Source organism: Marinobacter suaedae (genome assembly GCF_030519635.1).
Lineage (GTDB): Bacteria > Pseudomonadota > Gammaproteobacteria > Pseudomonadales > Oleiphilaceae > Marinobacter > Marinobacter suaedae.
The window spans coordinates 1,691,213-1,715,382 of sequence record NZ_JAUMIS010000001.1; the positions used below are offsets into that span (position 1 = coordinate 1,691,213).

General features: G+C 57.8%; 20 protein-coding genes. 5 read left to right on the forward strand and 15 right to left on the reverse strand.

Going from position 1 to position 24,170, the window contains the following annotated elements:
- Positions 1–35: 35 nt before the first annotated feature.
- The 4 genes from QVZ43_RS07715 to QVZ43_RS07730 form a co-directional block, all read right to left on the reverse strand.
- On the reverse strand, positions 36–1,322 hold the full coding sequence (locus tag QVZ43_RS07715) for a TRAP transporter large permease (protein ID WP_302909462.1): 1,287 nt from the start codon (positions 1,320–1,322) through the stop codon (positions 36–38).
- A 35-nt stretch (positions 1,323–1,357) separates the two neighbouring features.
- Positions 1,358–1,951, reverse strand: a complete 594-nt coding sequence (locus QVZ43_RS07720; protein ID WP_302909463.1) for a TRAP transporter small permease — start codon at positions 1,949–1,951, stop codon at positions 1,358–1,360.
- Positions 1,952–2,059: 108 nt separating this feature from the next.
- A complete protein-coding gene (locus QVZ43_RS07725) occupies positions 2,060–3,088 on the reverse strand; it encodes a TRAP transporter substrate-binding protein (protein WP_302909464.1) in 1,029 nt (342 codons plus the stop codon).
- Between the two features lie 152 nt (positions 3,089–3,240).
- Complete coding sequence (locus QVZ43_RS07730) at positions 3,241–3,768, reverse strand: YqiA/YcfP family alpha/beta fold hydrolase (RefSeq protein WP_302909465.1); 528 nt, start codon at positions 3,766–3,768, stop codon at positions 3,241–3,243.
- Between the two features lie 121 nt (positions 3,769–3,889).
- On the opposite strand from QVZ43_RS07730, the gene QVZ43_RS07735 reads away from it, so the two are divergent.
- The 4 genes from QVZ43_RS07735 to eutC all read left to right on the forward strand — a co-directional run bounded on the left by QVZ43_RS07735 (position 3,890) and on the right by eutC (position 7,941).
- Entirely contained in the window at positions 3,890–4,744 is an 855-nt protein-coding gene (locus tag QVZ43_RS07735) for an Nmad3 family putative nucleotide modification protein (protein WP_302909466.1), read from the forward strand.
- A 94-nt stretch (positions 4,745–4,838) separates the two neighbouring features.
- Positions 4,839–5,594 carry a putative 4-mercaptohistidine N1-methyltransferase gene (locus QVZ43_RS07740; protein WP_302909467.1) on the forward strand — a complete coding sequence of 252 codons (756 nt, stop codon included), beginning with the start codon at positions 4,839–4,841 and terminating at the stop codon, positions 5,592–5,594.
- A 90-nt stretch (positions 5,595–5,684) separates the two neighbouring features.
- Complete coding sequence (locus tag QVZ43_RS07745) at positions 5,685–7,097, forward strand: ethanolamine ammonia-lyase subunit EutB (RefSeq protein ID WP_302909468.1); 1,413 nt, start codon at positions 5,685–5,687, stop codon at positions 7,095–7,097.
- Positions 7,090–7,941 (forward strand): ethanolamine ammonia-lyase subunit EutC, encoded by an 852-nt coding sequence (gene eutC / locus QVZ43_RS07750; RefSeq protein WP_302909469.1) that lies wholly within the window; start codon positions 7,090–7,092, stop codon positions 7,939–7,941. Before QVZ43_RS07745 ends, eutC begins: the two co-directional genes overlap by 8 nt.
- Here the strand turns inward: eutC and QVZ43_RS07755 are convergent.
- The gene (locus tag QVZ43_RS07755; protein ID WP_302909470.1) at positions 7,938–8,255 is read right to left on the reverse strand and encodes a hypothetical protein; all 318 of its coding nucleotides are present in this window, start codon (positions 8,253–8,255) and stop codon (positions 7,938–7,940) included. The two genes, eutC and QVZ43_RS07755, sit on opposite strands and share 4 nt — an antisense overlap.
- Before the next feature lie 338 nt (positions 8,256–8,593).
- On the opposite strand from QVZ43_RS07755, the gene katG reads away from it, so the two are divergent.
- Positions 8,594–10,816 (forward strand): catalase/peroxidase HPI, encoded by a 2,223-nt coding sequence (katG, locus tag QVZ43_RS07760; RefSeq protein WP_302909471.1) that lies wholly within the window; start codon positions 8,594–8,596, stop codon positions 10,814–10,816.
- A 49-nt stretch (positions 10,817–10,865) separates the two neighbouring features.
- Here the strand turns inward: katG and QVZ43_RS07765 are convergent, their stop codons facing one another.
- The 10 genes from QVZ43_RS07765 to fdh3B form a co-directional block, all read right to left on the reverse strand.
- The gene (locus tag QVZ43_RS07765) at positions 10,866–13,157 is read right to left on the reverse strand and encodes a tetratricopeptide repeat protein (protein ID WP_302909472.1); all 2,292 of its coding nucleotides are present in this window, start codon (positions 13,155–13,157) and stop codon (positions 10,866–10,868) included.
- 162 nt (positions 13,158–13,319) lie between these two features.
- Positions 13,320–14,654 (reverse strand): SO2930 family diheme c-type cytochrome, encoded by a 1,335-nt coding sequence (locus QVZ43_RS07770; protein ID WP_302909473.1) that lies wholly within the window; start codon positions 14,652–14,654, stop codon positions 13,320–13,322.
- Positions 14,605–16,086, reverse strand: coding sequence for a parallel beta-helix domain-containing protein (locus QVZ43_RS07775; RefSeq protein WP_302909474.1), 1,482 nt, complete (start codon positions 16,084–16,086; stop codon positions 14,605–14,607). The genes QVZ43_RS07770 and QVZ43_RS07775 overlap by 50 nt, the downstream gene beginning before the upstream one ends.
- A gap of 183 nt (positions 16,087–16,269) precedes the next feature.
- Positions 16,270–17,253: a helix-turn-helix domain-containing protein gene (locus QVZ43_RS07780; RefSeq protein WP_302909475.1), complete on the reverse strand. Its 984-nt coding sequence runs from the start codon at positions 17,251–17,253 to the stop codon at positions 16,270–16,272.
- A 301-nt stretch (positions 17,254–17,554) separates the two neighbouring features.
- The gene (locus QVZ43_RS07785) at positions 17,555–20,767 is read right to left on the reverse strand and encodes an efflux RND transporter permease subunit (protein WP_302909476.1); all 3,213 of its coding nucleotides are present in this window, start codon (positions 20,765–20,767) and stop codon (positions 17,555–17,557) included.
- Positions 20,764–21,813 carry an efflux RND transporter periplasmic adaptor subunit gene (locus QVZ43_RS07790; protein WP_302909477.1) on the reverse strand — a complete coding sequence of 350 codons (1,050 nt, stop codon included), beginning with the start codon at positions 21,811–21,813 and terminating at the stop codon, positions 20,764–20,766. The genes QVZ43_RS07785 and QVZ43_RS07790 overlap by 4 nt, the downstream gene beginning before the upstream one ends.
- Positions 21,814–21,940: 127 nt before the next feature.
- Positions 21,941–22,180 (reverse strand): sulfurtransferase TusA family protein, encoded by a 240-nt coding sequence (locus QVZ43_RS07795; RefSeq protein WP_223795320.1) that lies wholly within the window; start codon positions 22,178–22,180, stop codon positions 21,941–21,943.
- On the reverse strand, positions 22,173–22,298 hold the full coding sequence (locus tag QVZ43_RS07800) for a hypothetical protein (protein WP_263283171.1): 126 nt from the start codon (positions 22,296–22,298) through the stop codon (positions 22,173–22,175). The genes QVZ43_RS07795 and QVZ43_RS07800 overlap by 8 nt, the downstream gene beginning before the upstream one ends.
- Positions 22,295–23,467, reverse strand: coding sequence for a formate dehydrogenase subunit gamma (locus tag QVZ43_RS07805; protein ID WP_223795321.1), 1,173 nt, complete (start codon positions 23,465–23,467; stop codon positions 22,295–22,297). Before QVZ43_RS07805 ends, QVZ43_RS07800 begins: the two co-directional genes overlap by 4 nt.
- Positions 23,468–23,556: 89 nt before the next feature.
- Positions 23,557–24,165 (reverse strand): formate dehydrogenase FDH3 subunit beta, encoded by a 609-nt coding sequence (gene fdh3B, locus QVZ43_RS07810; protein WP_223795322.1) that lies wholly within the window; start codon positions 24,163–24,165, stop codon positions 23,557–23,559.
- Positions 24,166–24,170: the final 5 nt, after the last annotated feature.

A 24,170-nucleotide genomic window follows, 5' to 3' on the forward strand; every position in this document is an offset into this window, starting at 1 on the left:
GCTTTCTCCTTGAGCGATTCCGGTCAGCACCCTCGCTAATCCCGGAAGGCAAGATCACGCAGGAACAGGGCAATGTCCGGGAATGCAATGATCAGCCCTGCTGCAGCGACCAGCATGAAAATAAATGGAGGCGTGCCCCGGATAACCTCGAGGTAGGGCCGTTTGAATATGGCGATGGCCGTGAATATGTCACAGCCAAACGGCGGCGTGGCCGAGCCAATGGCCACCTGCAAGGTAATCAGAACGCCCACCAGCACCGGGTCCAGCCCCGTGGCTTCAATGGCGGGGGCGAAGATCGGTGTCAGTACCAGGATCACCACAATCGGATCCACAAACATACAGGCGATAAAGAACGCCACGCAGATGGCGATCAGCACCCCTACCGGGCCGGCCTCGTTAACACCGACGGCCGACAGGATGGCCTGAGGGATCTGGGCGAATGAAATGATCCAGGAGAAACCGTTGCCCACGGCCACCAGGATAAACACCACCGCCGTGATCAGACCCGTAGACTTGGCAATTTTGTATACGTCGGCGAGTTTCAGCGAGCGGAACACCACGAATTCCAGCAGGAAGGCGTAGAGCACGCACACAGCCGCAGCCTCGGTCGGGCTGAAAATGCCCCCGTAGATACCGCCAACGATAATGACCGGGAAAAACAGTGGCCAGGTGGCCTCCCGCACAGCGACCGCCCGCTGACCCCAGCTGGCCTTCTCCTCAGTCGGAACGTTGTTCTTGTAGGCGTAAATGAGGCAGTAGATGGAGAACATGAACAGGATCAGCACGCCCGGGCCGATACCGGCGATGAACAACTCGGCGATGGAGGTTTCTGAAATAACCCCGTAAATGATCATGCCGATGCTGGGAGGAATCAGGAAGGCAATATCACTGGCGTTGATAATGAGTGCCAGGGTGAACGGGTCTGAGTAACCGGCCTTGAGCATCTTCGGCCGAAGGGGCGATCCCACCGCGACTACCGTTGCCTGAGTCGAACCGGAGACTGCGCCGAACAGCGTGCAGGAGGTGGCGGTACTGATGGCCAGGCCGCCTTTCACATGGCCGATGAAGGCCATCACCATATTAATCAGACGATCGGCTGACTGGCCCCGGGTCATGATGTCTGCAGCCAGTATGAACATGGGGACGGCAATCAGGGAAGCGGGGCGAATACCCCCCATCATTTGCTGGACAAAGGTCCCCATCTGGCTAAAGCCATCAAACATCATCACGAAGCCGTAGATCGCGCCGGCGATCAGGGGAACCATCATCGGGAAGCCCAGTAGCAGCAGCCCGATCATGATCAGCATCATTATGGTGGCCATGTTTTCGTATCCTTACCTGGTTTCAGCTGCTGGGTTTACACTTCCGTTTCGGTATCGGAATAGCCATCTGTGACACCGGTGGACAGGTACACATCCTTGCTGGTGAAGTTCTTGATGGCGGTCAGGAGGTACTGGATGCCGGTAATGGCAAAGCCGATGGGCGCCCAGATGTAAATCAGCCAGATTTCGATGCCGAGCGCCGGCAGAATTCGACCCCGGCCATACAGGGTTTCGATGTACTGGTATGAGTAGTAACAGAGGAAGAACATCACCGCCGAGGTGAACAGTGCAATGAAGATCATCAGCGCCTTGCGGGCCTTGGTCGGCAAGGCATCGTAGACCGCAGACATACGGATATGACGTCCGTGGCGGGCTGCGTAGCCGATGCCGGCAAAGGTGATCAGGATGATGAGAATCCGGTTGATTTCACCAGAGAAAAACAGTCCTTCCCCAAACACATAGCGGGCGATCACGTTCACGCATGTGTTGATGGCCATCAGGATCACGCCGAGGGCCAGCATGACGGCCTCTATTTTGCTGATCCAGGTGTCGATGGTGCCCAGGAAACCGGGTAGGCCCGACTTATAGCCGCTTGTATCGTCCGTGAGATCCGGGGAATTCTCGGCCATGGAATGCTCTCCAGAACTTGCTACCCCGAACGGAAGGTCAGGCCCCCCGAGGGGTGAGGTTGAAGCAAGACTCCGTCAGCAATTGCTGACGGAGTCGATCGGCTCAGGTTACTCGCCCTGAACTTCTTCGAGGTCTTCCTTGAACTGGTTGAGCAGTTCTTCACCGGTGTCACCGGTCATTTCGATGAACTTCTCTTCAACCTGTGGAGCCCGCTCTTTGAAAGCAGCGATCTGCTCGTCGCTCAGGCGAGTGACGGTGACGTCATCGGAAGCTTCCTGGATCTTGGCGAGGGATTCGTCTGCCAGACCATCAATGTGCTGTATGATCTCCTCGAAAGCGAAATCCGCTGCGTCCTGAACCAGCTTCTTGTCTTCGTCAGACAGGCCGTCGTAGAAGCTCTTGTTGGCCATCATGGCGGTGGTGAACCAGCCGTGCTTGGTGAAGACCAGGTTCGGGGACACTTCATACAGGCCGCCGGACTCGATCCAGAAGATCGGGTTTTCCTGACCCTGGATCATGTTGGTCTGCAGGGCACCGTATACTTCACCCCAGGGCAGCGGGGTCGGAGTGGCACCAAAGGCTGCGTAGGTTTCGGACAGCAGCGGGTTGGTCATCACCCGGATCTTTTTGTTGTTGAAGTCGGCAGGCTCGGTGACCGGCTCATCCACGGTAACCACCATTTCGCCTTCCGGGTACATCTTCAGCAGTTCCAGGCCCTTGTCGGCGTATAGCTCCGGGAAGTCCTCGTTGATCGCTTCACTGGTGCGGAAGAACTCAACAACGGTCTCCATATCCGTCGGCATCAGGTACGGGATGAAGAAGATTTGTGCTTCCGGAATCAGCGAACCGGTAAAGCCAGGTGACTGGTTAACGAAGTTCAGGATGCCCGCCTGGGTCTGCTCCATGATGTCATCGGATTCGCCCAGTTCACCGAAGCGGAACACCTGAAGGGTATGGTCTGAATTCTCTTCGATGTATTCCTTGAACTTGTAAGCGTAAACGTCCTGGACGTCACCCTCGTATTCTTCGTGAGCATAACGCCAGTTGGCTGCGTTAGCCGAATTAACCGCGGTCATAGCCGCAAATGCGAACGCTGAAATTCCGGCCAGTTTTCTGAATTTGTTCATCCTACTCATCGGGTTTTCTCCGTTCCTTTTGTGTCTGAGTTTTATTGTCCAGTTATTTAAGACTGGCAAAGCGTAACCGTTTTCGCAAGAAATTGGCCAAATTAGTCAAGGTGTTACCGAGTTTATGAACCGCTCGTAAGCTGCTGAAAAGCGACGCCGGCTCACACCGCAAGGCATTTCCCGAGGAAGCTTCTGAATTCACTGGCTACCCGCTCTACGCTGTTTTCAAGGCGATGTCCGTCCGGCAACACCAGCACCGGCAGTCTCTGGTCCCGGGCGAGTTCCAGAACCGGCATCACCGGAATCACATCGTCCTCCCAGCCAAGGATTATCTGTGTGAAGGTCGCCTGGATACGTGGGCTGGATTGCGGGTACTGAGGCAGCGCGAGGGCCGGGGCCAGCAGGAAGCAGCCGAGCACTGGCGTCTGGCTGCTGGTGTGCGCACAGACCCAGCCGCCCATGCTGGACCCTGCCAGGATGGTGCGCGCAGGCACGGCGCCGGCTTCGGACATGGCCTCTGCCATTTGCCGGAACCGAACTTCCGGGTCTCTGGAGCTTCGATGGTCAATGGCTGTGGCCGTCACCCCGGGAAAAGCGTCGGCAACGTCTTTCATCGCCTGAATCTTGGTGCTGCCGGGGCCACTTTCCAGGCCGTGGGACAGGAAAACGTGGAACTCTGGGGCTGTCATGGTTAATACCCTGTGTGAACCTGAGTGGAAGTTTAGTTATGGTGTCCGGCTTCGTGTCTGGATGTCCAGCCACTGACCTATGCTGTGTTCTTGTGTTTAACGAGGTATTTCGAGCTGATTCATGCGCTTGATTCTGAGCCGAAAGGGTTTTGATTCCTCCGCCGGTGGCTGCCCCAGCCCGGTCATGCCGGACGGTAGTCTGTGTGTTTTACCCATACCCGATGCACGGTCAGGTATCCGTTATGGCGATATTCGGGCCGGTAAACGAACGCTGGGCAAGCTGGTTCATGACTTGAGCGGCGGGCGAGTTCGTGGTGGTCATGGTGCCCATCTGGACCCGGATATCGTGGCGCCGGCTTATCCCCGGTTAGCCGGCTGGCGACCAGTGCTGGGGCAGGCGGGGGCCGCCCAGGGGCACTTGCGCAATCAGGGGGTGGGCGAAGGCGATCTGTTCCTGTTTTTCGGGGTGTTTCGCCAGGCAGAACTCTGGCGCCGGCGCTGGCGGTTTGTGCCGGGCACCCGGCCATTTCATGCCATCTGGGGATGGTTGCACATTGGCGAGGTGGTGCCGGTAACCAGTGAGACTCCGGACCGCCTGCCCTGGGCCGCCTATCACCCGCACCTGCAGGGACACGGGGATGGGACCGATACGCTCTACCTGGCTTCGGACGGAGTCCGGGTGTCCTGGCAGGGCGGCGTCTATCCGGGCAGCGGCGTTTTCCCACTACTTGAAAAGTCGCAGGTACTGACTTATCCAGACGGGCGTTTGCCCACTCAGTGGCGTCTTCCTGAAGCCTTCTTCCCGGGCCCGGACCGGGCTCCGTTGAGTTATCACACGAAAGGCGATCGGTGGCACCATGAATCGCCCTGGTGTTACCTCTCCTGTGCCGCTCGCGGCCAGGAATTCGTGCTGGACCTGGACCACTACGCTGACTTGCCGCCCTGGATCGATGGGCTGCTTGCCAAGAGAGGATGATAGCCGGCCAGCGCGACTGGATTCGTACCGGGGCCGGTGAAACCTTGTAAGATGGTCAGTAGCACTCATTGATGCCTAAGCGGAGGCCATGGATATGCAATCCAACGGGTTTTATGAGCACGACGCCGCACTTGCACAATATCTGGAGTTCCACTTTGGTGAACTCTGGCACGGCGAGCCGAACTTCCCGAAGGAGCTGGCGGATGCGGCTCTGGAGGCGATGGATGGACGTTACTCTGGGCGGGCCCTGGATATCGGCTGTGCATGCGGGCGCACCAGTTTCGAGCTGGCCAGAGTGTTCGATCACGTCGATGGTATTGATTACTCCAATCGGTTTGTCCAGGCCTGCAAGGAAATGGCCATCCACAAGGTGATCCGCTACGCCCGCCCCGAAGAAGGCGAGCTGTTTACCCATCAGGAGCGTACTTTGGAACACTTGGGGCTGGAACAAACTCCGAAACGGGTGGCTTTCCACCAGGGCGATGCCTGTGATCTGCCACCCCAGTTCAAGGACTACGACCTTGTTCTGGCCGGCAATCTCATTGATCGCCTGTACGATCCGGCCAGATTCCTGACCACCATCCATGAGCGCCTCACCCACGATGGCCTGCTGGTCATTGCTTCACCCTACACCTGGCTTGAGGAATACACGCCCCGGGAGTCCTGGGTGGGCGGTTTCCTGAAAGATGGCCAGCCGTACGGCACGCTCGATGGCCTGCGGGATACGCTGGCACCGAATTTTCGTCTGCTTGGGCAGCCCCGCAGTCTGCCGTTCGTGATTCGCGAAACCCGCAACAAATTCCAGCACAGTTTTTCCGAACTGACGGTCTGGCAGCGGGTGGACGTCTAGCGCTTAAAGCGTTGGTGGCCACGCTACACTGAATTCGGGGCGGCATGGTTGTTGCTGCCGACAGTTCAGGGATGGAATTCAGGGAACATCATGCACCATCAATACGCATATCAATTAGGGGCACGTACCTGGACGTTCCGGAATCTGGCGGATTTGATGGCGAAAGCCACGCCAGCCCGTTCCGGAGACAGGCTTGCGGGCGTGGCCGCCAGTTCGGACGAAGAGCGGGTTGTCGCCCAGATGAAGCTGGCGGAGTTACCCCTGAGCCTGTTTCTGAACGAAGCGCTGGTACCGTACGAGCAGGACGAAGTCACCCGGCTGATTATGGATGAGCATGACGCCTCGGCCTTTAGTGCAGTATCCCATCTGACGGTGGGAGATTTTCGGAACTGGCTGCTCAGCGATAAGGCGTCTTCGGAAGCGCTGGCATCACTCCGGCCCGGCCTTACCCCGGAAATGGTGGCGGCCGTCAGCAAGCTGATGCGCAACCAGGACCTGATCCTGGTGGCCCGCAAGTGCCAGGTGACGACAGCCTTCCGCAGTACCATCGGTTTGCCGGGTCGGTTCTCCACGCGTCTTCAGCCCAACCATCCAACCGATGATCTCACCGGCATCGCGGCGAGCATTCTGGATGGGCTTTTGTACGGCAGTGGTGATGCCGTCATCGGCATCAACCCGGCGACCGACAATCTGAGCCAGGCGAGCCGATTACTCAAGATGCTGGATGAGGTGATTCAGGAATACGACATTCCCACCCAGTCCTGTGTGCTGACCCATGTCACCAACACCCTGGAGGCCATTGAGCAGGGTGCGCCGGTGGACCTGGTGTTCCAGTCCATCGGCGGCACCGAGGCCACCAATCGCAGCTTCGGTTTTAATCTCAAAAACCTGGCCGAAGCCCGGGACGCGGCGCTGGCCCTGAACCGGGGCACGGTGGGTAACAACGTCATGTACTTTGAAACCGGGCAGGGCAGCGCGTTATCGGCCAATGCCCATCATGGACTGGACCAGCAAACCTGTGAGGCCCGGGCCTACGCGGTGGCACGCAAGTTCGACCCGTTGCTGGTGAATACGGTGGTGGGCTTTATCGGCCCGGAATACCTGTTTGATGGCAAGGAAATTATCCGGGCAGGACTTGAGGACCACTTCTGCGGCAAGCTGCTGGGCCTGCCCATGGGCTGCGACATCTGCTACACCAACCACGCCGAGGCCGACCAGAATGATATGGATAACCTGCTCACCCTGCTGGGCGTAGCGGGCTGTAACTTCATCATGGGGGTACCGGGGGCGGACGACATCATGCTCAATTACCAGGCTACCTCCTTTCACGATGCCCTTTATGTGCGGCGGGCCCTTGGCCTGAAGCCGGCCCCGGAGTTCGAGCAGTGGCTGGCGAAAATGAACATTTTCAGGGATGTGAACCGGTCTGAGCCGAGTTCGGTCATGCCGTCCGTATTCCGTGATCGACTCAAGGGGCTGCCAGGGGAGATTGCCAGTGAGTGAAGCGAAAACTCCGGTCGTCGCCAATCACTGGCGAGCGCTCAGACGTTTTACCGATGCCCGTATTGGCCTGGGGCGGGCGGGTGTCAGCTTGCCCACCCCGGAGCTTCTCGCCTTTCAACTGGCTCACGCACGGGCCCGGGATGCGGTGCACCTGCCGCTGGATGTTGCTGGTTTGATGGCGAACCTGACACCTGCCATTGAGAAGCACCTTTCGAGCCCACCCATTGTCCTTGAGAGCTGCGCCGGAGACCGGTTCACTTATCTGCAGCGACCGGACCTTGGTCGGCAACTGAGTGACGAGAGCCGGGCCCGGCTACCGTCAGCGAGCTTGGATGAACCAGTCGACCTGGCCATTGTGATTGTCGATGGCCTGTCGTCCGTGGGTGTGCAGAACACGGCACCTTCTATGGTCGGCGGACTTTTGAACGCGCTTGAACAGGATAATCATGACTGGACACTGGCCCCGCTGACCGTGGTGGAGCAAGGACGGGTGGCCATCGGAGATGAAATCGGCGCGCGGCTCAATGCCCGCATGGTCGTAGTGCTGATTGGCGAGCGTCCGGGCTTGAGTTCGCCAGACAGTCTGGGGATCTACCTTACCTTCGGGCCGAAGGGCGGGCTGACCGATGAACGCCGCAACTGTATATCGAATGTGCGGCCCGGAGGGCTGTCTGCTGAGGAGGCCTGTCGCCGCCTGCTTTATCTGATGCGGGAAGCGCGTCGCCTGAAATTCACGGGCGTGGGGCTCAAGGACAGAACGGATGATACGGTGATCGAAGGTGGCCGGGCCAACAAGAATTTCCTGACTCGCCGACCCGACACCGGACCTGGATTCCCGCTTTAGAAGGGCAGTCCTTCCACCTGCCGGCGCTGGCGTTGTTGTGTCAGCAGGACATTAACGACCGCGAGGGTGACGAACAGGGCAATGCCCTTGGGCACCATGGCATGCACCGCCGGGTTCGGGGCGGTGACGGCGGTGACCAGCACCATGCCAAGGGTGTTGCGTGCCAGGCGCACCATAAGGGTTGCCCCAAGCAGACCGGATTGCAGAGCGGTTTCGGCAGAACGAAAGCAGCGGCCCATCGCCGGCATCAGGTGCACGGTGTTAATCAGCAGAGCAATGAAAATAAGGGCTTGAGCGATGTTGAATAACGGCATGGGACCTCTGTTCGAAATTTAAACGGCTGTTTAAAAAGTGGTCGCGATTATCGGGAATTGGTTAAATTTAATCCAGTTCGATTTCGTAACCCGGGAACCCGTTCGCGCAGCTGCGTTTAACCCCCGCACGTCCTCCTGAAAACCAAAAACTATTGCTGCGGTTAGAAATTCTTACTGTCGGCAGCTCCCATCCGTTGCTACATATAAGTTTACACAAACACGCAGTGTTGCGAGTACCGATCGCGTTTCTCGGCAGAGTGCGATCCTGCCAAGCGGTGTAATGAACGTGGTCTATCTTGGTATTTGCCTCATCCATAGCAGCAGAACCGGAGAAAGACATGAGTTCAACAACAAATCAGCCGGGTGCAGGAAAGTGCCCGGTAATGCACGGCGCCATGACCAGACTGGACAGTGAGGGCACCTCGAACCGTGACTGGTGGCCGAACCAGCTGAACCTCAACATCCTTCACCAGCACTCACCCAGATCCAATCCGCTCGGGGAGGATTTTAACTACGCTGAAGCCTTCAAGAGCCTGGATCTGGCCGCGGTCAAAAAAGACCTGGCCGCAGTTATGACCGACTCCAAGGACTGGTGGCCGGCGGATTATGGCCATTATGGTCCGTTCTTTATCCGCATGACCTGGCACGCGGCTGGTACCTATCGTATCGGTGATGGCCGCGGGGGTGCGGGCACGGGCAACCAGCGCTTCGCGCCACTGAACAGCTGGCCGGATAACGGTAATCTGGACAAGGCCCGCCGGCTGCTCTGGCCGGTCAAGAAGAAGTACGGTAACAAGATTTCCTGGGCCGACCTGTTCATCCTGACCGGTAACGTGGCCATGGAAACCATGGGCTTCAAGACCTTTGGTTTCGGAGGTGGTCGGGCCGATATCTACCAGCCCGAAGAAGATATCTACTGGGGCGCCGAGGATGAATGGCTGGCTACCAGCGACAAGCCCCACAGCCGCTACTCCGGCGATCGTGACCTGGAAAATCCGCTCGCGGCGGTGCAGATGGGGCTGATTTATGTTAACCCTGAGGGCCCGGACGGTAACCCCGACCCGCTGGCTTCCGCCAAGGACATTCGTGAAACCTTCGCCCGAATGGCCATGGACGATTATGAAACCGTGGCTCTCACAGCCGGCGGGCATACCTTCGGTAAGGCACACGGCGCTGGCGATCCGGATAACGTGGGCCCGGAACCGGAAGGTGCCCCGATTGAAGAGCAGGGCTTCGGATGGCGTAACAGCTATGGCAGCGGTAAAGGCCGGGATACCATCACCAGTGGCCTGGAAGGTGCCTGGACAGCCAACCCGGTCAAATGGGACATGGGCTACTTCGATGTCCTGTTCAAGTACGAGTGGGAACTGACCAAGAGCCCTGCGGGTGCCAACCAGTGGAAACCGATTGGCCTGACCGAAAGTGACATGGCGCCGGATCCGGAAGATCCTTCCAAGAAAGTGCCGATCATGATGTCCACGGCCGACATTGCCATGCGGGAAGATCCGGCATACCGGAAGATTTCCGAACACTTCCGTGATAACCCGGACGAATTTGCGGACGCCTTTGCCCGAGCCTGGTTCAAGCTCACTCACCGGGACATGGGGCCGAAAGCCCGTTACCTCGGCCCGGAAGTCCCGCAGGAAGACTTGATTTGGCAGGACCCGGTACCGGCCGTCGACCATGAACTGATTGACCATCAGGATGCAGCCGACCTCAAGAGCAAGATTCTGGACTCTGGCCTGTCTGTGTCCGAACTGGTCTATACAGCCTGGTCATCCGCGTCTACCTTCCGAGGCTCAGACATGCGCGGTGGTGCCAACGGTGCCCGCATACGTCTGGCTCCCCAGAAAGACTGGGAAGTGAACCAGCCTCAGCAACTGGCGAAGGTGCTGCAGACGCTCGAGGGCATTCAGTCCGCCTTTAACGGCCAGTCCGGCAACAAGAAAGTCTCGCTGGCGGATCTGATCGTTCTCGGTGGTTGTGCTGCGGTTGAGAAAGCGGCTCAGGATACGGGCCAGTCCGTCAACGTGCCCTTCGCACCGGGCCGTACGGATGCCACGGATGATCAGACGGACGCCGATGCGATTGAATACCTGCGGCCTGAAGCCGATGGATTCCGCAACTACCGCCGGACCAAGTTCGCCGTGTCTGACGAGGAAATGTTGGTGGATCGCGCCCAGTTGCTGGGGCTCAGCGCTCCCGAAATGACCGCTCTGGTTGGCGGGCTTCGGGTGTTGAACGCCAACTACCAGAACGCTCAGCACGGGGTGTTTACCAAGACGCCCGGACAGCTGACGAATGATTTCTTCGTCAACCTGACGGATCTCGACACCGAGTGGAAGCCGAGCTCCGATGACGAGGATGTGTTCGAAGGCCGGGATCGTAACACCGGTGAGGTGAAGTGGACCGGTACAAGGGTGGACCTGATCTTCGGTTCCAACTCTCAGCTGCGTGCACTGGCAGAGGTGTATGCCCAGGATGATGCTAGGGAGAAGTTCGTGAATGACTTCGTGGCTGCCTGGACCAAGGTGATGAATGCGGATCGGTTTGATGTCTGAAACTGACCCGGATAACGAAGAAGCAAAGCCGCCCTCCGGGGCGGCTTTTTCATTGCGTGCGTAACTCCAGATCGCGGACCACGCTGTTGGCGTAATTGTCCGAAGGGTAAAGCGACTGCATCCGACGCGCATAGCCCAGGGCTTTTTCCAGCTGCCCCTGCTCAATGAGAATGTAGATTGCAGCCTGCAGCAGGCCATAGTCATCCGGGTGCTGCTTCAGGGATTTAGCCAGAACGTTCTCGGCGTCCTGCCAGCGTTTCTCCTGCCCCAATACCAGCGCGTGGTTGTACCCGATCCTGGGATTATCCGGATTCAGATCCGCTGCTTGCTCGAATCGTCTGAGCGCTGCCGAGCTGTTTCCCTGCTCCACCAGCACTAGCGCCAAGAGGTAGGCGAGGTGTCCTCGGTCCGTATCCGGAATTTCAGGTCTGTCCGCACCGGCCTTGAGGGTCTCCACTGCAAGGGGAAGATCACCCTGTTCGCTGGCCATGGTTGCCAGATTGACTCGGGCCGGGGTGAAGGTTGGATCCAGTGCAAGGGCTTGCTGGTACTGCTTAGAAGCTTCCGCATATCGCCCGGCCTGGTGCAGATAGGTGGCGTAATGAAATCGGCTGCCGGGTAATGCGGCAAGGCTTGCCAGCCGGTTTTCGTAGTCTGCCTGGAACGCAGTGATCTCTTGCTGTTCGATCTCTGACCTACCTTCCAGGTCCACTCCGGCCAGCGCTCTCCATGCCTGATCCCGAACGGCTCTTGGTTGCGCCTGATCCAGCAGTTTGAGAAGAAAACTTTCGTTGCCTTCCGGAGATAGCTGGGCAAAGGCTCCGGCGGCGTATGCCCGAACGAGAGGTTCTTTCGCCAACAGACCGGAGCGTAGCGGTGATACCGCTTGCGGGCCGAAACTGCCCAGATGCTCAGCCGCCGTGGCGCGGGCAATGGCGGGCGCGCTGCGGTCCCGGACCAGCCCGGCGAGCCGGCCGAAGGCACTCTGCTCCGCTCGCCGAAAAGCGCTCAGATCGGACGCAAAATGGTCTGAGAGTTTGCTGTCTGGATACCAGTTTTCGACCGTTTCGAGTGCCCACAGGGCGTCTTTGTCCTGATGGCAGTCGTTGCAGGCGTTCGGCGCCCCGGTGGACAGCGTCAGGTCTGGCCTTGGAATGCGGAAGCTGTGATCCCGGCGCGGGTCCACCACCATGTAGGTTTCCTCCGGCATATGACAGTTCACGCACTGGGCACCGGGCGAGCCAGCGGGGTGATGGTGGTGTTCCGGCGTGTCGTAGTTTTTTGGCTGGAGCCGAGGAAAGCGCTCGGAGGGTGCCTCATTGTGGCACTGCAGGCACAGGCCATTACCTTCTACCAGCCGTTTACCGGTATGGGGATCATGGCAATCCAGACAGTTGACACCGGCCGCGTTCATTTTGCTTTGAATGAATGAGCCATACACATACACCTCGCCCTGAATCTGGCCGTCCGGGTGGTAAAGTTCCGGGCGTAACGTGGCGGGTAAGGCTTTGTCCAGGTACGGCTCCTGAGCATGCTGGCCATCTTTCAAAGGCTGGCGCCGACTGTGACAGTAGGCGCAGGTTTCGATGACGTCACGGGATTCCATGGAACGGAAGTCGACCAGTAGTTTCATATCGCTGGCGGAGAATGAGTCATCCGATTCGGAGGGCAGTGCTTTTGCCCACTGGACATGTTGTTGGCCGGGCCCGTGGCAGCCCTGGCAACCCACGTTTTGTTCCTGCCAGGTGGTGGCGAAGGTGTCGGAATCAGGCTCGTAGTTCATGGTCAGGAATGTGGAGTGGCAATCCGCGCACATGGCGTTCCAGTTCTGGTAGCGACCGGTCCAGTGAAGCGGATCGTCCGGCGCAAAGGATTGGCCCGGGTAGAGCGAAAACCAGCGTTGGCCACCCTCGGCTTCTGGGCGGTTGTCCCAGGCAATGGTGAGCGCCTGAAGGCGGCCGCCTGGCATTTCAACCAGGTATTGCTGCAGCGGGTAGTGGCCGAAGGTGTAAGTGATGGCAAAGTCCTCAAAGCCGTCCCGCCCTTCGATGTTCACCCAGAAACGTTCGTCTTTTTGGAAAAACCGGGCCTTGACCGCTCCATCATCGAAAGCGGTGTTGTCGAAATCGCCAAGTACCGAAAGGTTTTTGGCAGGCTTCATTGCCCACGCGTGATCAGAGTGGCGCCAATTTTCTTGCTCGGATTGATGGCATTGGGCACAAGATTCTGCGGGGGCATAGCCGGAGCTTTCGGAGGATTGAGATGGAGACTCCGAACCCTGGGCCAGAGAGGCGAATGACAGGCCCAGCAGGGCAGCAAGGCAGGTTTCCAGAAGTTTCATGTTATTGCCACCGAAGATCCTTTTCAGTTGCAGGGGATAATTTTTATTTGGATCTCTTCAGGTTACTAGCATAGTCCTGTTTTGTCCTGTGGCTGATGGTTCGCCGGGAAAGGGGTAAAAAAAGGGCACCACTGGTGGTGCCCTTTTTGCCTCGATTGCTCTTTAAAGCGTGCAGGAGCCAGTAAGGCTATTGATCCATGCAGCAATCAATGCGACGCCTTCTGCGTGAACTAGATCACGACCAAGCATTGGCATCTTATCAAGTGGTGTATTTGCGTTCATACGGAAATGCATGATGGACTGATTCGCGTCGCCAGGAACAACATCGAAGCTCAGCGCTCCGCCTCCGTAGGTTACTGGCTTTTTGCATACTCCGTGGGCATATCTGTCGCTTTCAAAATCACGCCAGTACTCCAATTTAAGGCCGGTATTGCTGGCACCGCCTTCAGGGCGATGACAATGAGCGCAGTTGGTATCGAGGTAACCCTTCGCAAGATCAAGCAGTTCGGCTTCCGACTTGCTGTAAAGGCCTTGCTCGTCGCCGTCATGGTAGGCAGGAATCTTCGGTACGCTGTTCAGATCCACGGGCAGTCCGGCGAGAATGCCGGCATCTTCCCAGTAGGTGAGTTGGTTCAGTGTGCCCAAGGCGTAGTCGAAGTTACCATTCAGACTGCGTGCCTTAGGGCCAATCGGAGTGATTTGGCTAACCGATCCGCCTGAAACAGCTTTGTACTGATGGCACTGCTTGCATTGGTTCGCGTCCGGTACACGGTAGGTGAAATCAAACTGATTGCCATTGTGTACGATGGTCCGCTTGCTCGCGCCTCCGGCAACCGCGAGCGTGGCCTCTGTGCCTGCTGCGTTCCAGATATACGGCAGGGCGACCCAGCCGGCTTCACGATGGATCAGAAGCCGGGTTTCAATAAGTGTTTCATTGTCAAAGCCGCGAACGCCGGTATCTGCGGGCAGAGAAAATGTCTTGCTGATTACAGTGCCAACCGGGAAATCAAAGGCTTCATTTTTGCTGTACTGGGCTTGCTCTCCTTCCGGAACGAAAACAAACCGGTATTTCGTAGCGTAGTCAGTAAATAGCGGGGTGTTCAGGTCAAATGGAATGCCGGTACCGTTGGGGTTGGTGGTCGGGTTTGAGCTATCGGCAAACAGACGGTAGCTCGACAACGACGCACAGTTCTCACTGGCCAGGGCCTTCTGGTTAATGGCTCCATCGGTGCTTTCGCAGGCAGACTGGGTGCCACCATTGCCCGCATTGCCACCGGTGTCGGTGCTTCCACCGCCGCCACCGCCTCCACAGGCGGTCAACAAAGCCGCAATTACCAGGCCCAGGCTAGTTCGTGAAAATGTTTTGAATTGCATGAGTAACTCCACAGGTGCATTGCCAGACGAGGAGCCTGGCAATGCCTGTTCGATAGACAAAAAAAATCCGAAATTAGAGACTGCAGGATGCGGCGCTGGCGTCCCCGGTTTCGTCACTGCCACAACCGTAGGACTTGCCAGCAATGGTTGCTTTGGAGGCGGTCAGGCGCTCAGGTGAACTTTCGCAGGCCAGAAGCTCATTCTGAGGCTCATCCAGGAGCAAACTGGCTTTTGGGCTAGGCGGATTGGTACTTCCGTCAAGGTTGGTGCCATCGGGAGTAGTTCCATACACTTGGCCGTAGCTGATGTCTCCGTTGTTGGATGCGCAAATTGCGTCTTCGGGGCCGAAAGGTGCACCCAATGCTGAAACACCTGCATTGGCAAGCAGCTCTCCAACACCGTCGTAAAGGATCGTCGGCATTTTTCCTTTGGAGGGGTCTAGCAGATAACCGGCGATAATATCCTTGATCAGCTTGCCGCGGGGGTTGGTTCCGGAAATGGTGATCGAATTATCATGCACATTGATATTGCGGGGTACAGGCTGCCAGCCGTCTTGAATGATGGGTGGATATTTAGGATCGGAGAGGAGCCCCTCGTCTGCAAGGACAAAACTGCTGATTGCTACAGACAGGGTGTCATGGTCAGTAATGATATTGTTGTAGATTTCGACATCCGGAGTAGACAACACAATGACAGCCGTGCCTGGGGGCACAATGTGTACGCCAGCTGCGGAATCACTAGTGTTGGCGAAATTGTCAGTGTTGTTACTTTCAATGAGGTTGTCGAATACCCGAACTGTAGAGCCATAAATGCTCTGGCCTATCGGAAGATCGAACACTAAGATGCCACCGGTATTGCCGCGAGCAATATTGTCGTAAACATCAGCATTCATCGAGTTTTCAATTTCAATGCCTGCAACGTTTTCTTCAGCAATGTTGCGACGAACCACAATGTTCTGCGACTGGCCGACGTATACTCCCGCATCGGCGGAGCCGCGGACATATGAGTCTTCGATCAAGATATTGTCGCATTCGACCGGATAAATTCCATAGGCTCCATTGCCAGAATCTAGGTCGCCTTCCCAAACAGTCGCCACGTCGTCAATGATGATGCCGCTGGTGTCTTTCAGTTTAATGGCGTTGCTAGGCGCCTCGTAAACGGCGAGATCGCGAATTTCGATATCCGCGGCGTTTTGAATAGAAATTCCGTCACCGCCTCCAGACTGACCGAAGTCCAAGATGGTCTTATCTTTTCCGTAACCCATGATAGTGATGTTCTTGGTGGGAATGTTGTCGCCGTCAGTGTCCCCATCAAAGGTCAGAGTGTCGTCTAGCTCGAAACGTCCTTCAGGAAACACGATCACATCACCGGATTCGGCGGTAATAAATGCTTCCTTGGCGGCCTGGGTCAGGTTTTCCGCCGGCAACATGATAGCGCCTTCCGGGAAGGAGACACCTGAACCTGAATCACTGCCTCCACAACCGGTGAGCATGACCGCGCAGATAGCGGTGCCCAGAATTGAGCGGCGAAAGAGGGGGGTAGAGCCTGTGGCCATTGCACGTTCTCCGTTGTTGTTATTGCTGGTTCGTTATTGTAAATGCGTAATCGAACACTATGCGGGGAGGGGGATGCTTGCCAGAACAACGGGTGTGCAGAACTGAGTGGGGTCTGTGCAAATATTGAAAAGCCAGTAATAACAGTAGATTAGAGCTGTAATGTTTAGTAATGAGCAAATCCTTCAATCTGTATTTTGAAGAATTTGCTCGGATGTTTTTGCCAATTTTTGTTCGCGAAATTTCGTGGGCGTGGTTTCCATGATGTCCCGGAACGCCCTGTTAAATGAGCTGAGTGTTCGATATCCGACATCAAGTGAAATGTTGAGGATAGGTGTTTCGGACTCGAGAACAAGTCGTTTGGCGGCTTCCTTGATTCTCAAATGGTTAATGTAGTCGTTGAAGTTTCGATACCCCAACGTTTGGTTAATGAGTTTTCGAACCCGGTATTCGGGAATTTCGAGAGCAATGGCCAATTGCTTTAGGGTCAGCTTTTCCGTGGTGAAAAAGCCCCTTTGCATCAGGGCATTCAGGGCCTCCAGATCCTGATCATTTACCGGTTCAGGTGCTTGCTGCGGCAGGTCTTCAATGATGGTTCCCGTCGCAGGTGTTGCCGCTTCCAATTCCGTGGACGGCTTTTCCTGCGTCAGCGCGAGGATTCCCTCGCGCCCGCTCACCATGCAGATCAGGGATATCATCGCGGCCAGGCTCACGATGATCCCGCGGCTGTAGTCATTCAACAGACCGAAATTAAGCGAAATAGTCGCGATGCCTACCGCCCCGCATACGATAACGAGAAAGACCAGTCGCGCCTTGCGTCTGGATTCAACGAGATCCTCTCGCCAATAGCGAATCACATAGTAAAGCCCGTGCAAAACCACGACATATTCAAACCACTGGCCGAGTTTGAGGCCAAAGAAAACGGCCACCGGTGATGCGTCGCTGTCGGGAAGAAAGGGTTTGGCCAGAGCCGGCGCGAGAAAACTGTACAGGGCCATCAGCCCCCAAATGGAGCGGAACTTTGGCTTGGGTGCAAAAATGAGCTGGCAGAGTACCCAGATGAGGCCGGGCGCCGCGGTTTGAAGATCAGCGACCACCCATCGCCATTCCTGCGGAATCACCGGTGCAACCAGATAGGCGGTTGCCGCACACAGCAGAAGAAGAAACACCTGCCCAACCCGCAAGTGCCGGAAATCCCGCGCAATAATGAAAAACAGGCAAGCCAGGCAGCCCAGACCGAATCCTGTCAGAAGGAGCAAAGCACGTACCTCTGTATCGCTCGTGTTTTGTTGTTCTACTGCGCAACGAGCCTAATGCAATGGGCAGACTTTTTCAGCAGAAATTTGGCGATGGGTTGAGGCAGTCGCGAACACTTGTGGTGGGAGGTTATCTTCCACGGGAACCAAAAGGCTCGCTGCTGGCTGTTTTTTTATTTGGGTGTGGTGTGCCAGGCAATATAGATCCCGAGCCCTAAGTCCGGCCCCTCAGGAACCACGCGTAGTACATCAGGGGAACCACCAGAACCGTCAGAAGCGTCGACATCGCCAGCCCGAAGATCAGTGAAATGGCAATGCCATTGAAGATGGGATCGTCAAGAATGAAGTAGGCGCCCACCATCGCGGAAATGGCCGTCAGTGCGATGGGCTTGATGCGCACCGCGCCCGCCAGGCACACCGCTTCTTCAGCGGCGAATCCCTCGTCCAGCAGCTGACGGATGAACACCACCAGCAGTATGGAGTTGCGAACAATGATGCCAGCCAGGGCGATCATGCCGATCATGCTGGTGGCAGTAAATTCGCGGTCCAGCAACGCATGGCCTGGCAGGATACCGATCAGGGTCAGGGGAATGGGCGCCATGATCACCAGTGGCAGGCCGTAGGAGCTGAACTGGGCCACCAGCAGCAGGTAGATGATGAACACACCGACGGCGTAGGCGATCCCCATGTCCCGGAAGGTTTCATAGGTGATCTGCCACTCGCCATCCCATTTCAGCGACGCTTTATCGGGCCAGTCCGGCTGGCGGACATAATATTGCTCTGGCCCATCCGGCGCGCTTCGCAATTCTGCGGCCAGGTCGAACATGCCGTACAGCGGCGAATCGATCTCGCCGGCCATGTCCGCGGTTACGTAGGTTGCCGGCAGCAAATCCTTATGGAAAATGGCGCCCTGCCAGGTGACTTCTTCAATGTCGACGAAACTGGCGAGCCGAACCAGTTCGCCACTTCGGGTGCGCACGGATAACGACAGCAGGGCCGGTAACTGAGCCTTGTCGCCTTCGGCCAGAATCACCCGGATGGGGACGGGGTGCTTGGCGTGCTCGTCGTGCAGGTAACTGACCGCATGTTCGCCCAAGATGGTTTGCAGGGCCATGACGACCTGTGCCTGGGCAACCCCCAGCCGGGCGGCACGGTCCCGGTCCACCCGGATCTGCCACCGTTTGAATGGGGCCTCCAGGGTGGTGTCGATATCCACCAGGCCTTGGATATCCGCCATCTGGTGTTCAAGCTTGCGTGCCAGAGCCGCCCGTGACCCGGGGTCCGGGCCATAAACTTCGGCCACCAGTGGCGAGAGCACAGGCGGCCCGGGAGGTACCTCGACAATCTTTACCGATGCACCGTATTGATCACCTATATTTTTCAGCGCGGGCCGCAGGCTCTGGGCAATGTCGTGAGACTGGCGCTCTCGCTTTTCGGCATCGACCAGGTTGATCTGAAGATCGCCCTGGTAAGGATTACGCCGCAGGTAATACTGACGCACCAGCCCATTGAAATTGATCGGTGATGCGGTGCCGGCATAGGCCTGCCAGTCGCGCACCTCGGCAACGCCTTCCAGATGCTGTCCCATCTCGGACAACACCCGCTGGGTCTGTTCCACGGGTGTGTTTTCCGGCAGGTCCACCACCACTTGCAGCTCGGACTTGTTGTCGAAGGGCAGCATTTTGAGAATGACCGCCTGTGTGACCGGCAGGGCCGCCGCTGCCAGAGTGAGCAGAATCACGCCGGCAGCCAGTAACCATCGCCGCCACCGGTGCGGGCCCAGAAAGGGTTGGTGCACCATCTGGAAAAGCTTGAGCGCGGCGTTACTGACGCCGGAGGCCGAGTCTTCGTCGTCGCCGGATGCCCGTTCTGTTTGGCGGCGTTTCAACAGTCGAAGCGCGAGCCAGGGCGCCACCACGAAGGCAACGATCTGCGAGATCACCATGCCCGCCGAGGCATTGATGGGAATCGGGCTCATGTAGGGACCCATAAGTCCGGAGACGAAGGCCATGGGGAGCAGGGCGGCCATGATGGTCAGGCTGGCCATGATCGTCGGCGTGCCGACCTCATCCACCGCACGGGGCACCAGGTCCTTGGGGTCATAATGGGACGACTGCAGGCGACGATTGATGTTTTCGGTGATAACGATGCCGTCGTCCACCAGAATGCCGATGGCAAAGATCAGGGCGAACAGCGATACCCGGTTGAGGGTAAAGCCCCAGGCCCAGGAAAACACCAGCGTCAGCAGCAGGGTTACCAGCACCGCGGTGCCGACAATCAGTGCCTGGCGCCAGCCCATGGCGGCCAGTACCAGCAGCATCACCGCCAGGGTGGCGGAGATCAGATCATTGATCAGTCGCCGGGCTTTGTCGGCTGCCGTCTTGCCATAGTCCCGGGTAATGGCAATGGACACGTGGTCCGGGATCAGTTCGCCTTTCAGTCTCGACACCTGCTGCTCAATGGCGGCGGCGATATCGACCGCGTTCTCGCCGGGCTTCTTGGCAATGGCGAGTGTGACAGCGGGGTAGAGCTCGCCCGCCGCCCGGCTGCCTTCCGGGCCAAAGCCCATCAGGATGCTTTGATCGGCCACCGTACCGCCGCGCATAACCTGCGCAACATCCGCCAGAAATACCGGGGCGCCCTGGTTGATACCCACCACCAGTTGCCTGACCTGGTCCACCGATTCCAGAAGACCTCCGGCCTGAACGGGAATCGACACGCCGTTGCGGGTAATCCGGGCTTCCTGAGTGCTGGCATTGGCCGCCTGCAGCGCCTGCTGGATATCGGTGACAGCCAGCCCGAATCCTTTCAGCAGCGCCGGATCAAAACGGATATCCACCCGGTCGGCAATACCGCCGACGGTGTACACCTCCCGGGTACCCGGTACGCGTTTGAGCGCAACTTCCAGCGCATGGGCCAGGCGGGTCAGCTGCTCGGCGCCCTGGTGTTGTTCGGGATCGTATAGTGTGAGGGTCATGATGGGGACGTCATCAATGCCCCGTGGTTTGATGATGGGCTGTGATACACCCAAATTGGCTGGCAACCAGTCGGCGTTGGAATAAACCTTGTTATAGAGGCGAACCAGTGCTTCCTGACGGGGCAGGCCAACTTCGAACTGTACCGTTAACAATGCCTGTCCCTGCCGGGACACCGAGTAAACGTGTTCAATGCCCTTGATTTCGTCCAGCATCTGCTCGCCGGGCGTGGCAATCAGGCTCTCGACTTCCCGTGGTGATGCACCGGGAAAGCCCACCATGATGTCGGCCATGGTGACATCAATCTGCGGCTCTTCTTCCTTCGGCGTCGCGATAACCACAAGAATGCCTGCGAGGATGGCGACCATCGCCAGCAGGGGCGTGAGCTGGGAGTTCTGGAACACCCGGGCAATCTGTCCGGATGGACCAACAGGGCGCAGTTCGCCACTCACAGACCAGGTTCCTCATCGTCCGTGTTTTCGCTAGTGTCCGGCAACGGTAGGGTCGGTTGCACGATCACCTGTTCCCCTTCGCTCAGCCCTGACAGCACTTCAACCTGATCGTCTGAGCGGGAGCCAAGCCGGACCATTCGAAGCCTGGTTTCCCCCTCTGCTTGCTGAACATAGACCGCTCGCATTTCGCCACGGTGTACCACGCTCGATTGCGGAATCCAGAGCGCCGGGCGGGAGCCCACCGGGACGTTCACCTTCACCAGCATGCCCGGATAGAGGCTGCCATCAGGGGCTTCCAGTTCCATGCGCAGTCGGAACGTATGGGTTTGCTCGTTGGCGTAAGGAAAGAACGTCATTTTGCCGGTTTGCAGCTGCCGGCCGTTACCCAGCTCCACAGTGGCCCGGCGTTCGCGGCGGGCCAGATCCGCGTAGCGCTGAGGCAGATCCACCGCAACCCGGAGCTGTTGCAGGGAAAGGCCGCTCAGAAGTGGTTGTCCTGGCTGCACGGATTCGCCAACCTCCACATGCCGCTCGGTGAGAATGCCGCCATAGGGTGCGCTAACCCGGGTGTAGTTCAGCTGTTCGTTGGCTTCCTCAACAGCGGACTGGGCGCGTTCGAGACGGGCGCGGGCGGTATCCACCGTGGTTTGAGCCTGATCGAATTCCGCCCGCGAGGCCAGGCCACGGTCGAAGATCTCCTTGATGCGCTCGAACCGCCGGCGCGCTTCTGCCAGGCCAGTACGGGCTTCTTCCAGACCCGCCTGAGCCTGGCCAAGGCGGGCCCGCTGTTCGGTGTCGTCGAGCCGGACAATCAGTGCGCCAGCCTCCACCGAGTCGTCGACATCGTAGGGAAGCTCGACCACCGTACCGGTCGTTTGGGCAGAGACCGTGCTTTGCTGAACGGCTTCGATCAGGCCATCAAGACGGACCGCTTCCTCGAGTTCCCGCTTTTGTACCGGAGCCGTTTGTTCTGCGCTGGCAGTCGTTGGCAGGCCGCACCAAAGCGCAATAAGGGTCAAAACCCTGATGTGAGGTGCCAGGTGCATGGGTGCATCCTTCCCAATTGGTTATATCCATATAATGTAGGGGAAAGTTCACCGAAGAGAAAAGTGTCCGATTGGCAGCTAAGGACGAGCAGGAAAGGCAGGCCTTCAGCGAGAAGGCTGCGGGCGTTCAGGCGAGCGAGATACGATAACGAATAACCCCGGCATCTTCCTCGCGGATCCACTCTATCCGGTGGCCGGTGAGCTCGCACAAGGCCTGTAAGTCCTTTCGGCCACTGGGATCGTCGGCGAGAAACTCAACCTGGGTGCCCCGGGGAAGATCCTGAGTGCGCTTCTTGAAGCGCAGGATGGGAAGGGGGCACACCAGACCCACCGCATCGATCTGGTGTACCGCGGATTGATCAGTCAAGTCGAACACTCGCACTGCTGGTTTGCTCGGCTACGGACCAGCCGAACTGGTTCAGTACCATGGGTGCTGCAAAGGCAATCACCAGGGCAGCGACAAATGCGGAAAACATAACTTTCACGATGAATTCCCCCTGTCCTGTTTGGATTCCACCTCGGCCACCCACAAGTCGTGGTGCTGGCGGGCCCATTCCCGGTCCACCTGGCCGGTGCCCATGGCATCGAACGCACCCTCCATGCCAACCGAGCCGATGTAGATGTGGGCAATAATAGCCACCATCATGGCGAACGCGACAATCGAGTGCCAGATATTGGCGTATTGCATCTCCTCATGCGGGGCCAGTACGGTGGGCAAATCCGTTCCGAAGATGCTGTTGATGACGTTGAAGGTCTTGGCGAACATCGGCATCTCGAACGGGAACAACATGGAAAGACCTGACAAGGAGACAGACAGGCCCAGTAGCATCACGGTCCAGAAGATAATCTTCTGTCCGGCATTAAACTTCCTCGCCGACGGGTGGGACTTGGTAAAGATTCCCCCACCGGCTTTCAGCCACTGCCAGTCCAGCTTGCTGGGGATGTTGTGCACCACCCACATGCAGAAGGTCATCACCAGGCCCAGCATGAAGGCCCAGGCAATGTTGTTGTGCAGCCATTTGGAGCCGTTCGCCAGCGGGGCGAAGGCCTCTTTGCCAATGACCGGAATCAGGAAGCTGCGCCCCATGAGGGTGATCAGTCCTGTGATTGCCAGTGCGATGAACGAGCCTGCCAGTAGCCAGTGACCGAATCGTTCGATCGCCTTGAATCGCTCGACGGTGGTGCCGGCTGGGCCACCGTCGATCATGATTTTGCCACGCACAAAGTAGAAAATGATCAGCAGCGCAATAACGGCGAGGAGTGCGCCGCCGCCATAGCTGATCAACGGTCCCTCACGCAGCTTGTACCAGGGCATGCCGGCGTCCTGAATCAGAACGCTGTTGGCGGGTCCGGGTGACTGAATGGAGGGATCGATCTTGTTATAGCGGATAGAACGCCAGATGTCGGCGTCAGAGCGACCGCCCAGCGTACCGAGCGATTCGCTGATCGGCGCCGCACTGTCAGGGTTTCCCAGATTTTCAGAGCGGAAGGACTCGTCAATTTTAAGCTGTTCCTGACGAGCCATAATGTCTTCAAGGGTTTGCGCGCCGCCGGTCGAGGAGCGGTCAACCGAAGCGGACTCCTGAGCCAGCGCAGGGGGACAGATCAGTGTCGTCAGTAACAGAATGACGGCACCCAGCAGTTTTGAATTCATGAAAGCACTCCAGCGGAATCAACAAGAAGACTTCGTTGCCTCGATGAATTCCGGGACCCCTTGGAGGGTCCCGGAACGCTCAGGCCTGCTTATGCACCCTTCTTCTCGTAAGCTGTGCCCCATCCCCAGGCGCCGGAACCGAAGCCCCGGTTTACGACACGCTGGCGATAGATGTCCGCTACCTCGTTGCCGTCTCCGGCCAGCAGTGCTTTGGTCGAGCACATCTCGGCGCAGAGTGGCAGCTTGCCCTCGGCAATACGGTTGCGTCCGTACTTGGAGAACTCCGCGTCAGAGTTGTCCTCTTCGGGGCCCCCGGCACAGAACGTGCACTTGTCCATCTTACCCCGGCTGCCAAAGTTCCCCGCCTGGGGGAACTGAGGAGCGCCGAACGGGCAGGCATAGAAGCAATACCCGCAGCCAATGCACAGATCCTTGGAGTGCAACACCACCCCGTCTTCGGTCTGGTAGAAGCAATCCACCGGGCAAACGGCCATACAGGGCGCGTCTGAACAGTGCATGCAGGCTACCGAGATCGAACGCTCGCCAGGTTTACCATCCTCGATGGTGACGACGCGTCGACGGTTGATGCCCCAGGGGACCTCGTTCTCGTTTTTACAGGCCGTGACGCACGCATTGCATTCGATGCAGCGTTCGGCATCGCACAGGAATTTCGCTCGTGCTTGTCCTTCAAGTGCCATGGTTT